The organism is Chitinophaga sp. H8 (assembly GCF_040567655.1).
Taxonomy (GTDB): Bacteria; Bacteroidota; Bacteroidia; order Chitinophagales; family Chitinophagaceae; genus Chitinophaga; species Chitinophaga defluvii.
On the sequence record NZ_JBEXAC010000002.1, the window covers coordinates 288,325 to 307,853 of the forward strand.

A 19,529-nucleotide genomic window follows, 5' to 3' on the forward strand; every position below is an offset into this window, starting at 1 on the left:
TCTGTTTTTAAATGTTATAACCGTATGCGGTTGCGTGGACGTTCCGCATGTTGCGCCGCCACAAGTGCCACTTCGGTTGCCTTGTCCTGTCCGTTTATCTTTCTTTCCAGCATCGGGACAATTGGTGTTTCCGTTAATGGCTCCGTTTTATGCTCATCTCCCTGTAACTGCTTTAACTGGTTTGCCTGTATCTTGATGGCTATCTCTCTTTCCAGACCCGCTAGCTCACTTTTTATCTGCTGTAGTTCGGCCTCCTGTACAAATGGTTTAACCGTAAGCTGATGCAGCTTGGGGATCTCTATCTCCAGCTCCGATAAACTGCGGCCGTATTTTTCTTTCAGGCTTTCCACCCGGTCAATGGCATTCAGAAAATGCCTGGCGGCCAGCTTGGGATTATCCGTATTCGGTAGTCCGTTATTGTAGGTGTATTTGATGCCATCCGCTTCACGCTGCGCATAGAAGCTGTTGGAATAACGGTATTCAAACAGCCCGTTTTCCTCATAGGCATCCTGCTGCCTGCGGATATAAAGATTAAAACCATACAGCTTGCCGATCTGCTGTTCCTGCTGACCTGCCACCGGTGGTGTCCATTTTTTATACAGGTCGATGAGGTGTTTACCGATGACTTCGCTATCTGTTGCTTTTACGCCGGTAAGTTGCACCGGATTTGCCTTTACACCATCTTTCTCCAACTGCAAAGCCCCTTTGTACACTTTTTCATCTGCGGTCAGCTTATACAATGTTTTTGTAGTGGAAGCCTTTTCATTTTGAAGACCTTCCAGTTGGTATTTGTTACGGCTCACTTCCCGGAAGTGCGATACTTTCAGGCTTTCCATCACGGCCACTTTCTTTTCCAGCTTTGACTTTTCGAGTAGTGAGGTATCACCCGAGAGGATGGCGATATATTCGGAAAAATTCATTCCGCTTTTTTCATCCATAGCCCCTTCATCAATGGTGCGCACATTGAGTTCGCAGTTTTTCATCTGTGAGATGAAAGTCTGTTTGTTCTTCAGCAGGTTAAACTTATAATTGTCGAGCGACTGTTCCACCGCATAGACATAGTTCTGTACCTTGTTGTCAAAATGTACTTTGGCAATCTGGTTGCCCTGTCTGGCCCCACGACCGTTGCGTTGCTCCAGTTCGGAGGGTTTCCAGGGGATGTCCAAATGGTGCATGGCCACCACACGTTGCTGTACGTTCAATCCCGTTCCGGCTTTTTCGGTGCTGCCCAGTAGGATGCGGATTTCTCCACGGTTCATTTTCAAAAACAGCTCCGGCTTTTTCCTGTCCGTCCAGTCGTGGATAAACGTGATTTCCCTTTCGGGGATATTAAAATCCCTGACCAGCTTTTCTTTCAGGGCATCATAGATGTTGAACGCATCGGGCTTTGGTGTACCGATATCGGAAAACACGATCTGTGTTCCCTGATGCACCATACTTTCGCGGTAAATTGCTGCGATCTTCCGGGCGGATACATTCACTTTGTTATCGGGATGGTCGCCGTATTTCCCATCATTGATGAGCCGCATATCGGCAGCCATCTTTTTGGCGTAGTTGGTGGCCATCAGCATCCGCCCTTTATCTTCTTCAGGTGTCAGCTTACCACGACCGATCAGTTCGCCATCTCCGGTTTTGGCAAAAGCCATCAGGTTTTTGATGAACTCGTTCTGATCAGGTGTCGGCTTGATGTTGACGAGTGTTTCCTGCAACTCCGGTTTGTCCAGCCGGATATGTTTGGCCGTTTTGTAATCGGTGATCTCGTTGTAGAACAAGGCCAGTTCCGGCACTTTGATAAAATGGCGGAAACGTTCTTTGGCAATGATTTCGTTGGTGACCGAAAATTCAAAGTCCGTGGTCTTGCGGGCAAAGACCGCTGCCCAGCCATCGAAGTTCTCGATCTGCTGCCGCTGCATTTCCTTTGGCCGCAGGTATTTGAACAGCAGGTACATTTCTGTCAGGCTGTTGGAGATGGGCGTACCCGAAAGAAAAGTGGTGCAGAGGTCAGCATCAAAGCGTTCTTGTAAGGTGCGCACCGCAAACAGCATGTTGAGTGCCTTTTGGCTGCCTTCCGTGTTGCCCAGCCCGGCCACCCGGTTGTGACGGGTGGTAAAAGTCAGGTTCTTGAACTTATGGCTTTCATCCACAAACAAATGGTCAACACCCATTTCCTTAAAGTTGATACCCTGGTCTTTCTTTTCCGCTATATTCTTTAACACGGATTTCAGTAGTCCTTCCAGGTTGTTCTTGCGGATCTCCAAACCTTTGAGCATCTTTTTGGAAATATCGCCGCCTAGGTCTTTTACCGTTTCCAGGTCACGTTCCACATTATCCAGTTCAGACTGGAAGATGCGTTTTTGTATTTCAGGCGACTGCGGTATTTTACCGAACTGGTCATGTGTCAGAATGATGCAGTCCCAATTGTTGTTCTTGATTTCATGGAACAGCCGCAACCGCTTGGTCGGTGTAAAATCGTTTTCACCGGGAAACAGAATACGGGCGTTAGGATAGGCTTTCCTGTAGGTTTCGGCAATCTGGTTCACGTTGGCTTTTAAGGCCAGGATCATCGGCTTATGAACGATGCCCAGCCGCTTCATTTCCTGTGCAGCTATGATCATCGTCAGCGTTTTACCCAGTCCCACTTCGTGGTCGATCAGCGCACCCCGGTTCTGGATAATGCGCCATGCCGCATTCTTCTGGCTGCTGTACAGGTCTTCGATGCCGAGTGCCTTTTTGTCCAGCCCCGGAAAGTTCAGGTGGCTACCTTCATATTCCCGCAGTACATAACAGTTGAAGGTATCGTTGTACAGGTTTTCCAGGTGCTTCTTTTCACCGTCCGGTAATTGCTTCAGCCAGTCGATAAAACCGGTACGCATCTGTTCGATTTTCTGATGCGCCAGTTGTATCGCCTCGTTGTCCGGCATACGGAGGGTCTTGTCACCCATTTTCACTTCGTAGGTAAAAAAGGGCGTGGTATTTTCCAGTGCATGCTCCAGTAACGTATAGCCATAGGTGGTTCTGCCGCTTTTAGGGGTAACGGCAAACTCACGGACAATCTTCATATTCATTCCGGTGCTCACCTTGAAGGCATCCAGTGATGGGAAATAGTTGATGTCGGTTGGCTGTTCAAACAGACCGGAAGCAAAACGCTGGTAAAAGGATAACGGTATCCAGCGTTCACCCAGATTGAAGTCCAGCAAGTCAAAGGGGATACGCTCCGGTTGTACATGGCCGATGGCTTCAAAGCTCCGTTGGTATTGCGGATTGTCGGGGTTTTGTTCCAGCACTTGTTCTGCCTGCCGCAATTTTTCGACAACATTTCCGCTCAGGTACCTGTCGGCGGTTTCCCAGATATCGTTTGCCGGATCAAGATAAACATGGTTGCCCAACCGCTGGATTGCTTCCCGTTCGTCTGTTCCCATTGCCGCCATGATAAAAGCCATATCTACCTTGCCGGTATCGTTCAGGCTATGGGCAAGGGCTTCCAGCGGATCTTCCGTCCGGAATTTCTCGCGGTGCTGCACAATGGCATCCGTTAGTATATCAGCCTTCACAAAACGTTCGCCCTCCCTGCGTTCCAGTGAGGCCAGCGTAGCCATACCAAAGGCCGTATCTTTCAATATGCGCCTGCGGTTATCGGGACTGTTGAGCACACCATATTGCGAAACGAATTCGCCGTACCGGGCATTCAGTTCATCCCGTTCTGTTCGCTCTATTTTACTCCCCGATACTTCCTTTGCCGAAAGCTCCAGGTAACCATCACGCAGGGCGATGTATTTTTGATAAAAGTCCCGGCTTGCCTGTAGTCCGATGGGCTGAAAATCGGCCTGTTTAAATGCTGCATCAGGATTACCGATCCTTCCAACCTGTCCCATATGGACAATGAGCGTTCCTTCCTTGTAAAAAGCCTTCAGCTCGGTAAACGGCTGTGCCCGCTGGTCAAAACGAAAAAAGTTCTCCAGTGTACGATCCCCCTCAAAGCGGAACGCATGATTAAACTGCTGAAGGTAATTATGGATACCTGTAAGCTCATGCGCCAGTAGTCCGGCATTCATCCAATTGGCCGACAGGTGGTTTACTTCCTTAACGTTGGAATAAAGTTTATACAAAAAACGGCTCGACTTATGTTGCCTGGCGGTAAGCAGCACCACGTTCTCATGACCGGGATTATCGGTGGTACGGATCGTACCGATAATGCGGGCACTGTTCTTTTGCACTACGGTCTCATCCAGTGGGTTGATGTAGTCTATTGCCCGGTTGATCGTTTCCACAGGTGCGGTATCGAACAGACCCAACTGTACCGATACGTTGGCCGCCTTGCTTTCCGGCATAGGCAGGTAGGTCAGTTGTTGCTTTGCCGTTTCCGGCGAGCCAAGTTGCACTGCCTGCGCCTGGTTATAACGTTCGTTATTAAAACGGATGTTAAACTGATGAACAAGGCTTGCATACAAGGCGTCTTTGATATGGCTTATATCGCCATCCTGCCAGATCACTTCGGTCGCCCTGCCGTACTGGTTCTTACCCGGCTTGATGTTATTGCCGACAATACTATCGGGATGTTCCTGTAGGTACAGGTTACTGTAATAGCTACCATATTCGTTTTGCTGTTTATCGGTAGCGAGCAGGATCTGTTCATCTTTGCTAAGCGATTTCTTGTCCGTGTTTTTCTGTACGATCAGTAAATGGTTTGGGGCTTCGGTACCACCGGTATCTTTCATCAGGTTGTCGGGCATGACCGTAAGCGACACAAAATCAGAACGGTCAAAAAGATATCGTCTTGTCGAAAGGTTGGACGGGCTGTTTAAAAAAGCATCAGTGGTAATATAGGCCATCAGGCCGCCTTCAGCCAGCTTGTCCAGTCCTTTGGCAAAAAAATAGTTGTGTATCTTACCTGATAGCTCTTTATCGGGATACGCTTCATCATACACCGAAAAATTGCCGAAAGGAATATTGCTCACAATCAGATCGTAACTGCCGTTATCGGTTACGGGAGCCTGCTCAAATCCGGTGATATGTGTTTTGGTCTCAACGGAAAGGCTGCTGTTGATTGCAGACAGCACCAGTCCGCTCAACCGGTCTTTTTCCACGGCGGTAACCTGTTCCAACCCGGCAAAGGCTGTCACTGCTTCACTAACAAATACACCCGAACCGGCAGACGGTTCATACAGCCGTTTGGGTTCTATGCCTTGCTGTTTTAATACACTGTATAATGTCTGTGGTACGACCTCCGGGGTATAGAATGCGGTAAGGACACTGTTACGCAGCGAAGCAATAATTTCCTTATAGTTGGTATCGTCATAGTTTGCTTTGAGCAGGTCATGCAACTGCATCATTTTACCGTAATGCTTCAGGTCTTCTTTGGTCGCACCAGCCTGCAGCCAGGCCTCGGTAGTACCATAGGGATACAGAATGGCCTTGATGCCGCCAAAGCCTGCATATTTTTTCAGGCGGCTGACATCTTCCGCAGTAAGCGGAACACCACGCTCATGATCCAACGCTATACGGATTGCATGGATATTATCCTGTAATTTCTGGGAGACATTGTAAGCCATAACCACACATTTTTCACACTACACGTTTTCTTTTATGGCGATGGAACAGCTCTTTCCCAACCGTTCCATACCTGCACTCTTACGTTCTTAGCTTATTCAACGAGGTATGCCTGTACCTGTCCGATAATGGCATACCGCAGATAGCGGTCTTGTTCATTTGCACTACTGAAACCCTGCCCATCAAAAATTTCTTTACAAGTCTCAATGAGGTTGCAGAGTTCATAGGTCAGCGTTCCGCTTTCTTTCCACGCTTCGTATTCGGTATTGAAATCCTCTTCGAGTACTGAACGCAGGTAGCGATAACGCGAAGGTTTCAGCTCTTCGGTCATCGCATTCAGGCATAGTTCCTCAATGACATAGGCGGGTCTGTTTTCCGACAGGAGCTGCGCCACAGTGGGCAGTATGCCCGCTACCTTTTCTTCGAGGTAGCGGGTTACCGAATAGTCCTCCTGCAAATGGAACATCAGCTCGGGATTGTGGTGGACGATATACGCCCACAGCTTTTCTTGGAGCACAGTTTGCATAAACAAAAGGATTTAAACGCCGAAGAATGATTTGATGACCGTGGCAACCACGACCAAAAAGACACAACTGCCGAACCAGGCCGCGGCTACTTTGCTGGTGTCCTGATCGCCGCTATTCCACTTTTGATAGACCTTGACCGCACCGATCAGGCCAAGTATAGCGCCCACGGCGTACATCAGGTTGGTACCTGCATCAAAATAGCTCCTGACTTTGGAGTTGGCTTCGTTGATGCCCTGAATGCCGTCCTGCGCCATAACGCCTGCGCTGACAGCGGTGAGCAAAAGGGTCATGCCCCATGATTGTAACCGTTTCCGGTCGATGTTGATTTTAATTTTCATTCTGCACTTTTCCATATCACACGTATTAAAATTCAAAAAAAATCGGGGATGAAAAACGGAGCGGCCTCGCCGTCGCAGTACCCACTCATCCATCTCACATTGCCCTCACGCACCGGGACGGACGGGGAAGCACGCTCCGCCGGGACTGTTACAAGCTACCATTCCACATCTCGTCCACTTTTTCCGCACTCAGCGTAACAGTCCCGTATTTCTCGCATTCCGAAACGATCAGTTCATTGACCGATAAACGGAGCGGGGAATTTTTTATAGCGGGATATTCCTTCAGTGTCATACGCAGGTATTGCCTGAACTCCTGTGGGATCAGCTCCCGCTGTGAGGCGTCAGCAATGACATCTTTCAACCGGCCGATCAGTTCCTCCACTTCCTGGAAATCGCTGTCGGTAGCTTCTTCAAAAGCCAACGTATTTTCTGATGGTTGAAAGGGGGAAACAGGCGTGTCGTCAGCATCGCCCGGTGGAGCCGGTCGCAGTTTGAATTTCTTCTTTCCTGCCAACAGGTCTTTGAGGTCACCGGAAAAATACCGTACCCCTACATACAAATAATAGATCACCAGCAGTATGGCTACTGCCGAAAGATAAGTCGTCCATGATATTCCTGTAAACATACGCTTCTCATTTTATCGTTTCACACTAGTCCAACTCGGCTTTGATAGTCGGGTTGTTTACAATTTTCTCTTAGCAAAGAAACGGTCATACAAAAGCGTTTACAAGTTCAAGATAAAGTTGCACCTACTTGCACTTTGTTGCACCCCTGATGAAAACAGCGTTTGCAGGCTGCACATAAACAAAACAGGAGCAGAAATTTTCTGCTCCTGTTGATACAAATGAATTGTAGGATCACTTCTTTCGCTCTACCTGCCAGCCTTTATTGGTAAGTATAAATGCTACCGTATAGGCTTTGTTGTCTTTCGGTGCAGTACGCAGCACATTAAAGGGCGTAAAATTGGTATAGCAGGTACTGTACGACACGGTTGCCGATTTTCCATCATCTGCAAGGCTGACAGATTGAACATTGTCAAGTACCTCATCAGCAAGTTTTACCTTTTGCACATGGATGGCTTTGTCTTTATCAGATGTTTCCAGCAGATAGGGCTTGGCTGCTGCTGTCAGTTGGATCAGCGGTGCGCCAGCATCACCCAGCTCTTGCGAGCGGGCGACGGTCAACAGGCCTTTTTCTTCCAGCCCGCCTTCCAGCACCCGTCTGGCATGTGTCGGATCAGCGCAGTACAGATCATAGTCCACCGCTCGTGGATACCGCTGCTCTGCTTTTAAAATATCCGCTGCCATTGCGTTGTCCAGTTTCGGTTCATTGCATCCCGCTACGAGTAGCAGGCCGGTTATAAAAATCAGGATTGTTTTCATGATGTATTACGTTTACTTTATCTATTGTTTTTATTCAAATATTTCTGTGCATTGCTCAATATTCTTTAATCTTTTCGATCATTTTCTCCAATGTTTCTATCACTACCTGCTTGTCCCTTTCTTCCATGGCGTAGGTATGGCTGCGCATACTGTTGGGTGAAAGTTCTTCTTTGTAAGGTGTGGACAGATAGGGTACAATCTGGTTGAAGACATTACTGAGTGAGCGGGAAATGATAACTTTCAGGTCATCGGCGGCTTTCAGTAAAATACCTAGTTGGTCTTCGCTCAATGTACAAAGTAGCTTGTACGTATTTTTTCTTTCATCGGCCGTTTCGTTGTCAGCACCGATAGGTACGATGTTCAGGTGGAGTTTCTTTTCCAGGAAGAAGAGTTCCTGGCTGAACCAATTGTCCAGCGTGGTTTGTAAACCGGGATGACCGGTCTGGTAACACCTGTCCGGTTCGGCAATGAGTTGTTTGAGTTCCTTTTGATATAAAGCCAGCAGGGTGATACGTTCCTTCAGGTCTTGCTGCATGTTGACCCGGTCGGCTGTTTTTTGTGTAAAGCTGCTGATGAAGCCACGGTGGTTGAAGTTCATGCCGATCAGTGTTTCTTCGAGCAGGGTATAACGGGTGGAAATGCGGTCGCCCTCTTCCAGTTGCTCCAGGCTGCGCAGCAGTTCCCGGTGATAGAGCACGTCGGCAAAGGTAATCGGTGCAGGCCTTTCCACCTCGGGATCGGTAAAAGTCTCCAGTACTTTCCAGACCATATCCAGCACGTATTTTTCACCCAGTGAGGGCTGCAGTTTTTGCCTGACCTTATCCAACTGCTCACTGAGTTCCGACTGTACTACCGAAAGATAGGTGGCCGGTACCCGTTCTTCTAGTCCCAGGTAAGCGGCAAAACGGGTTTCGATAAAGGATAACAGGTTGTCCAGCGTATCAATAGCCTTTTCCTGTACAGGTTGTAGCAGTGTTGTTTTGAAAGCGGGATGCTGCCCGTTAGCGATGGCATGATCCAGCAGCACAATAAGGGTATGATGATAATGGCGGATCAGCAATCGTATTTTGCCGGGTTTGGTAAGGGAGAATACCTTGTTTTTCAGGAGTGATTTCAGGCGGGATGCCTCGCTGTCCAGTTGGGTGCATATACAGGTAGCCTGTGCATCGGTGATCGTGTCCACACTGGTGCTGTCAGGGTTCAACGTGACCGTGATGATCAGGTCGAGCCACTCCATAGGATAAGACTGCCCTTCGATATGTGTATTTTCTTTCTTCAATACCACCGGCTTTAGTTCACAGGAAAAATTCGGGTCGTTATTTATAGCATAGGCAATATTTTGATCATTATTTTTTTGTTCATATCAATGGATTTAAAAACGGGGTCACACAGCTTTGTTCTTTATTTTGGATGAGATGGTATAGAACAGTTCTCCACCGGCACCGCATTGCAGCTCCACCTGCCAACCATCGTTGCGCATATCTTCCATCGTTTGCATATACAGCGGTTCAAAGGGAATGACATAGCTATCACCTGCCTGGTTATACTTAAAATACCGGTGCACTGATGAACGCAGGACGTTTGCATCAGCCACCGGTTCTGGATCGGACGGTCGGCAGCAGGGGTTAAAATATTCTTCGGGCCAGCAAATGATATGTTTGCGGATAAATTTTTGATACCATGCCATGAGTTTTTTCATAACCGTACTATTTAAAAACCGACACCAAATTGTAGCCCCGTTCCGATAGATGCAGGTTGGTTATTGCCAAACCTTACCGGGAAGGGAATTGCTACCCAATAATTATGAGTTTGCTTCCTGATAAGCACTTTGTTGAACACCGGTGTAAATCCAAATCTTCCACTCGTCTCAAAGGCCAGTCTTGCTGCCATGCCAAAACCCTGTCTAAATTTAAACACGGCTCCGGGATGGAAAAGAACAGAAGTTACCTTCGTGCCGGTACTGTCTGATCGAATAGCGGGCGACAACTCAAAGCTAAATCCAAACCGCTCTGTTTTCATCAGGTTAAGTCCTACCGGAAAGATGAGGGTATAACTATCTCTAAAATTATACTTCATACCTTCTTTGTTCCAGGTGCCAACCGGATGGGTAAAACTCACGTAACCGGTTACACGCGATTGCTGGGCGTGAACCATTTGCGCGGCTAATAACACCAACAATAACAAACATATTCTTACTTTTTTCATTCCTACTTTTCTAAATAGTCGGTAGCGGCGGCGTATCCCAAAATGAATACACCGGCTACCTGTGTTCAGAACCTTATCTAAACTTCTTTTACCCGATCATTATTAATTTGCCATCCAGTTCACGGATATGATTATTGATGATATTAATCATAATCTCAAATCCGATCATTTTCTCTTTGCTATACTCATACACTATTAATTGTCCTTTGTCATACACCGATATTTCTATAATATCTTCAGCTTTCCAATCAAAAGCACACAGAAGTTTTCCTTTATAACAAAACTCAAATATTCCTTCATTCAGACGTTCTTCGATATCTCTTGTTAACCGGCTTCTCAGTTCCTCCAATACCTCATAACCATAAGAGCCGTATAGCTGCAACCGGTTCAACTGTTCTTGTATAAAAAGTATCTTTTGTTTACGTGCTATTGTCATACACCATTTTCGGTTATGATGTTTTCAGGGTAACTGGCTTTTTTACAAAGGATATTATTCATCGACTAATTCAACCGGGTTTTTCTTTCGTTCTACTTTGCTGTCGTCTGAGCTCGGTCCTAATGTTCTTTTGCTGTCGTTCGTACTTTACAATCAATTGTTGCGCAGTTTGTATGTGTTGCAAGTAATCTGCATAGATTGTTTCCAGTCGGCTCACTTCGCTTTGCAGCAGGGATACAAATGGCTCTGAAACCTGCGGAAGGCGTTCTTCCAGTGCCAATAGAAATTTTTGATGTACTGCTTTACTAATCGCTGCCACTATGGAAAAGATATTGGATTTTAAAAAATAGCCCCGCTTACAATCAAGCAGGGCTTTTCAAAACTAACTGCTTATGAGAAGTTACAGCGTCCAAATAACCCAGGCATCCACCAGATGCTGATGCTTCGATTGGCTGATACCCTGCATTAAAAATTAGTTTGCAAATGAAAACTCTATTTTATCGAATACTATAGGTGCAACGGTGTCCCAATTACCAAAGCCCTCCCGGTGCGATCTATTATAAAAACTAATTTGAGGGTTTGCTAAAAACTTGTCCACATCCTCTGGAGTGACACCGTTAATCTTCAGCAGTTCCTCTTTGGAAGGTATGGTGAAGGTAACGGTGGTAAATTCGCCGGTTTTCGTGATCTTTGGAGATTCAAGCCCGAAACTGCCGAATTGTGAAACTTGTCCCGACAATCTTACCTGAAAATAATCAGTAGCAATATTAAAGGGGGGAACCGAAACATATACACCACCATATTCTGGATCTTTTAAAATCGCTTTATCGCCTTCTATTTTACTGCCCGCAAAAGTGATAGACACTTTTTTCAGGCCTTTCAAATTAGGATTGGTATACTTAATACTCCCTAGGCTCTTTGAGTTAACGGAATAGAAATATTTTCTGGTAGAGGATAAAAAACTGCCGTCATAACGATCACCTCGCACGTAAAGCCCTTCAATAACCCCCCACTCTCCAAAATCAGTAGTAAAAGCATTTATTATATCAGGATTATAGGCGTGGGGATTACCTATTAGCGATATATCAGTAAAATCCTCTGTTAATATTTTGGTGATCTCACCTCCGGTTACATCTGTCGCGTTGCGAATGTCCAATCTTACTTTTGTGCCTTCCACACGCACAATAGCCATGAGCTGTGAAACAGATGCGGCATAAGCCTGGTCTTTAAATGTCGCAGTACTGGCTACCCCAATTTTTACGCGGCCTTTGGCATCCGCAAATTCCACGCCTTCGGTAGCATATTTCCCGCTACCGCCGTAAAAGCGTCCTTCTCCCAATGATACCAGCGTACCGTCCCATGCTGCCGCATTAGTGGTTAGCTCTTCGACATTCGTAGCTTTGGCCGTTATCGTCCCGGTGCCCGTCTTGCTGGCATTGGCTACCGGAATACCGGTAAGGGTCACCTCTCCGTTGATCTTTTCCAGCTTCTGCTTAGAGATGTTGATCTCCAGTTTATCACCGGTCTTAAAGGCATTGGCCTCCGCAAGGTTAACGATGATACCCGGTTTACCTGTTTCTTCCTGTAAGATCAGGCTGGTAGCCGCGATATTCTTACCGCCGGCGTCTGAGATCACTATACCGGATATTTTACGTCCGTCAGGTACGGTAACGGCCTCATCTTTTGCCAATGCTTTCAAATCCTGCAAGCTGATGGCAACGACCTCTACGGGGGGAGGCGGGGTGGGTTCAACATTTTTGTCTTTTTTACACGCGGTAAAGCTCGCCGCAATAGCCAGTAGGGCTAGGAACTGCCTTGCTGTACGTTTAATGTTCATAGTAAAACTGTTTTTCGATTTCATGATTTAATTATTGACTATTGTTATTTGTTTAATAAGTTCTGCGCACGAGTGCACGTAAATTGTTGGAAATGGTTAGAGTGGAAACGCCCTGCCCGTTACCGTTGGCTATCTGCCTGCGCTGGTCCGTTTTAAATCCCTGGGCAATAACAGCATAACTTCTGCCTGCAGTCGCTGGTACCGCCGTATAGATGACACTCCCATCCGTATCGGTCAGTTTGAAACGGAGTAGCCCCTCCGTGGCGTCCTTCGGATCCAGGTAGCTGTATTCCGAAGCTTTCAGAAACGCAGTGGCAGCTAAAGGCCTATCGTTTCCGCCCACCGTCGTAAGTACCACTTCCAAAGAGTTTGTTTCCGGACTAAGATTGATAAAACGCACGCCGATCTGTCCATCGGGTATAGCTTGCCGGGTTTCCTTTACCGCAAGCAAGCCATATTTGGGCGCTGAATTTTGCGCAGTTAACACATCGGTTAAATAGAGGCAGTGGAAAGTTGCAGGCTCCAGGTTTAACAGCGTATCCACCAGTTTTATGTTTTCCCCGGCAAAGGCGAACCGGTAGGGTTGCGCCACGTAGCGTGCATAGCCGATCTGCCGGTCGTCGGAATTCTGAAAAGTCCTGGGATAAACGTGTATATCGTTGTCGCTTTCGAAACGGAAGGCGGCTTGATACTGCTGGTACTGTTTGCCGTCCAATAGCAGGGAAATGTCCACGTTGAGATCCGTCTCCGGCAACACGTCCGAAGCGCCGTAATAGTTGACACGGATGTCCTGCTGGTTGTCAGGCAGTACCGCTTCTACGTTCTTTTTGCAGGCTGTCGCCATACAGCAAAACAGCGCGAGGGAAAACCATCTTTTTATTTTATTTTTTATACTGTTCATATTCATACGCTCGAATGTTTTTGGATGTATCATTGCGTTTTGGTTTTGATGAGCAGTTTCTTCCCGTTGGTGCTCATGTACAAGTGGCCGTCCTCGTCCCAATTCAGCAGTTCATCCACAGCGCTGTTCTTCGGAAAAAGATAAGTGCTGGGGTTAAATACAACTGCGCCCTGATCAAACTTTCCTTTCGCGTAGGCATAAGTGCGGTTGCTGTCAAAATCAAAAACTGTCCATTTGGGGAAATCCCGGCCAGAAGCCAGTTCATTGGTTGCCGGGTATTGATAATATTGGTATAACAAGGCCTGTAGGCGGTTTCCCGGCATGGGCATGAGCCCAAAACACAGGTCGGGGCTGTTGGTATTACCATTGCTCAAGTTTATTTTAAGGCTGGGGAAATTGCCTACAAAAGTGAAAGGATCGTTCCCTCCTGCAAAAGAGACCCTTTGTAGCTTAACCCTGGATTCCGTGTCATATACATCAATGGCAAAACCTGTGATATTTGAAAAGCCCAAAATGTACAGCCGCTTTTCATCCGGGTTAAGCCGCCACCCGCGGTGGTCCGTACCCAGAGGTAATAATTCGGCGGGTAATCCTGGAACACTACCGTCCCATTTGTATAAATAGGAGAAGGACTGGTCGGCGGCTGTGCAATAAGCCAATGCGACCGGGAGGCTCTTCAGGATTGTGCTGTTTCCAATGCCCAAAAACAGGTTGCCATTTTTGTCGGGGTAAATGCTGGTCACCGCAATCTGCACGGCCGATAATTGACCGCTAAAGGGTGCACCAATGGATGCGGAAGAATTAAGTAGCGTGAGGTTTTGATTGGCCAGTATCATGCGGTATAGCGCATAGCCCTTGTCCGTATGTACCGAGAAATACAGGTTTTGCTTTCCCGGATCTACCCCGCCTGCCAGAAACTCCTGCACATTCGCACCATCAGGGAGCGGTAGCGAAAGATCCTTTATGACCGCCGATGTGCCGTCTTTGCCGATATGGCGGATACGTTTGTCTGTTTGCGAATAATAGTACACATCACCTTTACCGCTGGCGCAGTACAGAAAAATATTGCTCCGGTCAGGAAAGGTGTAGGTGGTTTGCTGGGTGAGTTCCTGCGTAAAACTATTATTGCCATAATAGCTGAGGACATCAATCGCTGGCCCTGTTCCACGCAGGTCACCATTGCGGAACTCCACCGGCAGGTTGGAACCTATCATCTCTTCGCTGATCAGTACACGGATGCGATCCATATTGCGCTGATCTCCTTCAGAGGTTCGATAGTCTACCAATGATTTATCGATGATGTTTCCTTTAATGCCATTGATCCAAACCTCCAGGTCTTTATCCGCCTTCAGCAATCCGTAGATCTGGAGTGTATCTCCGACCACGTAGCTGGTACGATAGGCCCGGTCAGCGCTACCGTCAACCTGGAGCAGCCCATCCAGCGTTTCATAAAAATTATCCGCCTTTTTACATCCGTATAGCAAGGCAAGGCAAAGGCAGCAAGCAATGCCTGCTTTCTGAAACAGGCTGCTACACTTAAAAATATTTTGTATATCCTTCATGTGATTTTATAATGAATAAGTAAATGTGATGATGAAATACCGGCCGGGACGGTAATCAGAAGCCAACAGGTCACCGGAAAAGTAGGCGTTCGTGGGGGACCGGATGTACTGGGCCTTTTCGTACTTGTACGTAAAATTGGCGTCCTCGGCGAGCCGTACTGCATCGTTCAGCAGGTTCTGGACAGAAAATTTGAGCTGCAAGCCCTTGCCGATCCTTTGTGTCGCGGAAATATCCAACTGGCGGCGGGCGAGTTCAATCAAACTGGGCTGTGTTCCAAAATCAGGATAGTTGCCTGTTGTTGTGGCTGCTTTGCGACCTATCGCGGCGGCATAGATGCGTGGCCCGGTTTGGTTCAGGATAATTCCTAGTTTAGTTCCTGAACCGGCATTTTCATAATACAATCCGCCGTTAACGGTGTAGGGGGATTGTCCCTGAAGCTGTCTGCGGATCACAGGGTCATTCAGGTTGTTGGTACCATCATTGTTTACAGGCGTACGTTCCGCCCGGCTGTAGATGTAAGAGGCATTACCGATAAAGGACAGATTGCGGAAGAAAGTGCCGGGGATAAAGTTGAAGTACTTACGGAAATCCAGTTCGATCCCGTACACGTCGGCCTTGTCCGCGTTCATGTACTGTATATTGGCTGCGCCGTTGTCAAGGTTTAACTTTGAAATGACCCGTTCTATAGGATGTTCAATCTTTTTATAGAAACCGCCCAGGCTAAAGCTCTCGTTGCCTGCTCCGCTCTCTTTAGGATACCATTCCACACGCAGGTCGTAATTATCGATACGGGCCAGTTGAAGCTTGGAGTTTCCCCTTATGCGCTGGTTTTCGTTGTAATCCAGTTCCTGGTAAGGCGAAAGCTCCCGGAATTCGGGGCGGTTAACCGTCTTTCCATAGCTCAATCGGAATACGTATGGCTGCGATGGCCGGTAACCGATATTAAGCGAAGGCAGAATTTCCGTCGATTTCAGGTCGGCCAGTACCGGCGTGTTGACGGCCCCGGGAATATCGCCTAAAGTGCCCAATGCCCCGGCCACTTTCTGCCGGTTATATTCCACACGAACGCCCCCGTAGATGTCTAGTTTTGTTCCCATGGGCAGGAGGCTTGCCGCCAGGTATGCACTGTTATTCTGTTCTGTAGCGGTATAGGCATCGCCACCTTTGGTACGATCATATACTTTTAAACCAGTGCCGTCGTCCCGCAGGTAATCATCACTCCAAAGCTGCCCCAGATCCTGCTGACGCCAGATGACCAGGTTCATGTCCATGTCGGGATTACGACGGCCTATGGCGTCATAAGAGAAGTCTACTGGTTGACCCAGACTGTTCAAGTCCCCTTCGTTAACGGTAAATACCCTCCGAAAGACCTTGCGTTCTTTCCATTGCTGATAAGTTCCCGCTTTGAAGGTTGCCCAGGGACGCCATTTATAGGAATAATCTACAGACCCGTTGTACTGGGATTCTATATTTTTGATCCAAACGCGGGAAATCATACCCTGTTCCAGCGCATTACCCATAAACTCCTCTTGTTGCTGTTCGCGCCATACCGGCACCCAATTTTGTCCGGGGTCACCAACAACAGGTATATTAGTCCGGTCATTTTGCTGCAAATGGATCACCCGTTGATCAGGCGTAGTCAGGTTGCTATACGTATAACCGGTATTCCAATCCAGTTTTTGTTTGCCTTTTGATCCGATCGAAGTATTGCCACCCAGGTTCCCGCTGTATAGAAAGCGCTGGTTATAAGAGAGGATGATATCCCGTTTCTTTATTCCCTCTCCCCCCATAACCCATTTCTGCTGGTTTATATCGTAATAAAGTTCCGCTTCCCTGTTTTTCAGGATCGTGTTGGTCTGGCCCTGTTGCAGCACAAAGTTCTTAAAGTAGATAGTGGTACTGTCACCGAGGCGATAGGTGAAGTTTTGCAGTAGGCTAAGTTGCGCGTTTTCGGTGTTCTGGTCGTCAACGCCTTTGTTTTTCAGACTTGTGCCCCCATGCAAAGTGAGGTTGCCTGTCATCCGCTCCACACTTATTTTCTTTGATTCATTCTTATAACTGAGCGAGCTGAGTACGGAAAGCGGGCGGCCGCCGACCTTGAAACTGTTGTAGTAGTTGGCCGTAAGCTGCATGGGCGGAAGCGCTGTCTTTTTCCCGTAAGTCAGGATATTGGAAAAACTTTTGACATATTCCTTTTGCGATATGGTCGCACGGGTAAAATCGCCGTATCCCGGAACGGAGGACGGTAGCTTGCGTGTCCCGTCGTCAAATCCCAGAAAGTCGTACTTGCCACCCGTGTAGGTCAGGAAATTTTTGTTGAAACTGGTGTTTTGCAGAAAACCGCTCTGCAGTTCAATATCAAAATGCTTAACATTTTTGGCATCCTTGGTAAATATCTTCACGGCACCGCCTGTCATGTCGCCCATTAAGTCCGGCGCGGGGGACTTATAGATCAGGATCTTATCAATAATCCGCGTGGGCAAAAGGTCGAGGGCGAAGGCCCGCGAATACTGCTCGGTTGACGGGGCTATGTTCCCGTTAAGGTAGGTAAGGTTGTAACGTTCGTTCATACCTCGGACTATAATAAACTTATCGTCTTTTACCGATACTCCGGAAATACGCTTTACTACATCGGCCACATTACGGTCTGCCGAACGGCTGATTTCCTGGCTGGAAATACCACTTACAACAGATTGTGCGGCTTTGATTTCCTGTAATACTTGTTTCTCCGAAGCATGCGCCACAGGCTTACGGGTTTTTCCTGTAGCGGTCACGATTACTTCTCCCAACTGGTTATTGCCTTGCAACTTGATATCGTAAACCTCATCCCTGTTAGCTTTTACTTCAACAATTTGGTTCTCGGTGGCATAACTTACAAAAGAGACTTTTAAGGTATAACGTCCGGCTCTTATACCGGTAAAGCGGTAATATCCCGTACTATCTGTAGTAATTCCCCTGTTCAGTTCCAAAATTTGTACAGATGCGCCGGGCAGGGGCTGTGAAGTTTCAAACTCCACAATACGGCCTTTAAGGCCGCCCGTTCCCTGACCCTGACCGGCTGCTGCGTTTGGGCTGACTTGTTGTTTAACAGCAGGTTTTTCTTCGATCAGTAGTTGGTCGTCAACCTTTTTAAAGTGTAGGTTTGTGCCAGCAATAATCAATTCAATAGCCTGCCTGACTGTTATGTCCTTCCGGTCTATACTGACTTTTTTACCAGCATACTTGTTGATGTCCGCATTAAAGGCAAATAGAATTCCGCTTTGTTCTTTTACTTTGTTAAACGCCTCTTTAATGGAAGCGTCTTGAATGGTAACGGTTATTTTTTTGCTTAAATCCTGTGCATTGACATACTGCGAAAAAAGCAGGAAAATAGACATGATCAGGAAAAGATGGAATCGCTTTCTATGGGCGATAAATCCATTGGCATCAAGTACTTTTACTACTTTTTGCATATGTTTGTAATAATTACGGGTTAAGTTCATATAAGAAAATAGTCTGTAAGCCTCCTGCTTTAAGGCGGGAGAAGTTTGCATTGAGCCGTACAGATTGCAAGTCATCCGGCTTTTTGTCTTTTTACAAAGCGTTCCCGCTACAACCGGGAGCGCTTTAAATATTTATTAGTTACTTTTCGTCTTTACATAAGCAGCTCATTTTTTCGGATAAATTTTATATACGAGGTTATCTGTTGTTTGATAACTAAATCGTCCTGTTTCAGAGAGGATGTACATGACATTCTCAATGGGCTTACCGGCAGGAAACGTAACACTGACCCGGGTTTCTGCCAATGTAGCGTCTGCAAAATGTATTTTCACCCCAAAACGTCTTTGAATCTCCCCGACAATTGCAGATAAAGGTTGTTCTTCAAAGGAAAGATCTCCCGTTTTCCAGCTTTCTAAGCTGTATATATCTACATTATGCTCTGAAGCAACCTGCTTCTGCTGATCCCATATTACTTGTTTGCCCGGTGTTAACAGTGCGAGTGTTTTACTGGTATTTCCAGTATGCTGACTGACTCCCACTTTTCCTGTCGCAACGGATACTACTATAGGATTCTGCCCGAATGCTTCCACTTTAAAGGAAGTTCCCAATACCTTTGTCTGTACATTTCCCGTGTGGATAATGAACGGTTTTTCAGGATTACGATTAACCTGGAAAAAGGCTTCACCCTGTAATTCGATCTCCCTTGTGTCTCCTTTAAAATTTTCGGGGTACCGCAGGCTACTAGCAGCTCCAAGAAAAACTTCGGAACTGTCTGGTAGCACATAACGCAGTGGTAATCCTTTAGAGTTAACCCGTTCTACATAGGCTACCTGTTCTGTATGGTGCACTACATTTTTATATTGCCATACCGCCAACGTTCCCACTAATATCACCCCCGCCCAAATTGCGGCGTGCTGTAGAATATTCAATCTGCCAAACAACCAACGTTTCTTTAATTCTGGTTGACTTGATTTGCCTTCAGCAAACCGTTTAGCTGCCTCTGCCTTTTTTCGTGCTGTCAGATCTAAAAGGGCCTGGTCCGGTTCAAGGGTACCATACCACTGCTCACCCGACTGGATGGTGATTAGTTCATCCAACACCCCATCTACACCCGGCTGCTCCAGTAATACCTTGACCTGGGCGAGTTCTTTATCGGAACAGCGACCTTTCAGAAATTTTTGTAATAAGAGCTTTTCTTCAGCTTTCATAATAAATTTTGCGCTTTCAATAATATAAGACAAGAAAAAAGGTTTGACACCACACATGGCATCCGATATTTTTTTCAAATATTTTTCAGTTACCGAATAAGTAAC

At 46.9% G+C, this 19,529-nt stretch carries 15 protein-coding genes; all 15 read right to left on the reverse strand.

Annotated features, from left to right (window positions below):
* Window positions 1-14: 14 nt before the first annotated feature.
* Window positions 15-5,549 carry a helicase-like domain-containing protein gene (locus ABR189_RS14935; RefSeq protein ID WP_354661320.1) on the reverse strand — a complete coding sequence of 1,845 codons (5,535 nt, stop codon included), beginning with the start codon at window positions 5,547-5,549 and terminating at the stop codon, window positions 15-17.
* A gap of 92 nt (window positions 5,550-5,641) precedes the next feature.
* Window positions 5,642-6,013 (reverse strand): hypothetical protein, encoded by a 372-nt coding sequence (locus tag ABR189_RS14940; RefSeq protein ID WP_354661321.1) that lies wholly within the window; start codon window positions 6,011-6,013, stop codon window positions 5,642-5,644.
* A gap of 72 nt (window positions 6,014-6,085) precedes the next feature.
* Window positions 6,086-6,427: a DUF4134 domain-containing protein gene (locus ABR189_RS14945; protein ID WP_435575325.1), complete on the reverse strand. Its 342-nt coding sequence runs from the start codon at window positions 6,425-6,427 to the stop codon at window positions 6,086-6,088.
* Between the two features lie 133 nt (window positions 6,428-6,560).
* A complete protein-coding gene (locus ABR189_RS14950) occupies window positions 6,561-7,037 on the reverse strand; it encodes a hypothetical protein (protein ID WP_354661322.1) in 477 nt (158 codons plus the stop codon).
* A gap of 232 nt (window positions 7,038-7,269) precedes the next feature.
* Window positions 7,270-7,794 (reverse strand): hypothetical protein, encoded by a 525-nt coding sequence (locus tag ABR189_RS14955; RefSeq protein WP_354661323.1) that lies wholly within the window; start codon window positions 7,792-7,794, stop codon window positions 7,270-7,272.
* A 55-nt stretch (window positions 7,795-7,849) separates the two neighbouring features.
* Window positions 7,850-9,073, reverse strand: coding sequence for a hypothetical protein (locus ABR189_RS14960; RefSeq protein WP_354661324.1), 1,224 nt, complete (start codon window positions 9,071-9,073; stop codon window positions 7,850-7,852).
* 105 nt (window positions 9,074-9,178) lie between these two features.
* The gene (locus ABR189_RS14965; RefSeq protein WP_354661325.1) at window positions 9,179-9,493 is read right to left on the reverse strand and encodes a hypothetical protein; all 315 of its coding nucleotides are present in this window, start codon (window positions 9,491-9,493) and stop codon (window positions 9,179-9,181) included.
* Between the two features lie 11 nt (window positions 9,494-9,504).
* Window positions 9,505-9,999, reverse strand: a complete 495-nt coding sequence (locus ABR189_RS14970) for a hypothetical protein (RefSeq protein WP_354661326.1) — start codon at window positions 9,997-9,999, stop codon at window positions 9,505-9,507.
* Window positions 10,000-10,087: 88 nt separating this feature from the next.
* Window positions 10,088-10,435, reverse strand: coding sequence for a hypothetical protein (locus ABR189_RS14975; RefSeq protein ID WP_354661327.1), 348 nt, complete (start codon window positions 10,433-10,435; stop codon window positions 10,088-10,090).
* Window positions 10,436-10,505: 70 nt separating this feature from the next.
* Window positions 10,506-10,754, reverse strand: a complete 249-nt coding sequence (locus ABR189_RS14980; protein ID WP_354661328.1) for a hypothetical protein — start codon at window positions 10,752-10,754, stop codon at window positions 10,506-10,508.
* A gap of 153 nt (window positions 10,755-10,907) precedes the next feature.
* Window positions 10,908-12,272: a DUF5689 domain-containing protein gene (locus ABR189_RS14985; RefSeq protein ID WP_354661329.1), complete on the reverse strand. Its 1,365-nt coding sequence runs from the start codon at window positions 12,270-12,272 to the stop codon at window positions 10,908-10,910.
* A gap of 52 nt (window positions 12,273-12,324) precedes the next feature.
* Window positions 12,325-13,179 carry a hypothetical protein gene (locus ABR189_RS14990; RefSeq protein WP_354661330.1) on the reverse strand — a complete coding sequence of 285 codons (855 nt, stop codon included), beginning with the start codon at window positions 13,177-13,179 and terminating at the stop codon, window positions 12,325-12,327.
* A 23-nt stretch (window positions 13,180-13,202) separates the two neighbouring features.
* Window positions 13,203-14,735, reverse strand: coding sequence for a hypothetical protein (locus tag ABR189_RS14995; protein WP_354661331.1), 1,533 nt, complete (start codon window positions 14,733-14,735; stop codon window positions 13,203-13,205).
* Window positions 14,736-14,741: 6 nt separating this feature from the next.
* A complete protein-coding gene (locus ABR189_RS15000; protein WP_354661332.1) occupies window positions 14,742-18,188 on the reverse strand; it encodes a TonB-dependent receptor in 3,447 nt (1,148 codons plus the stop codon).
* Between the two features lie 195 nt (window positions 18,189-18,383).
* Complete coding sequence (locus ABR189_RS15005) at window positions 18,384-19,502, reverse strand: FecR family protein (RefSeq protein WP_354661333.1); 1,119 nt, start codon at window positions 19,500-19,502, stop codon at window positions 18,384-18,386.
* Between the last annotated feature and the right edge of the window lie 27 nt (window positions 19,503-19,529).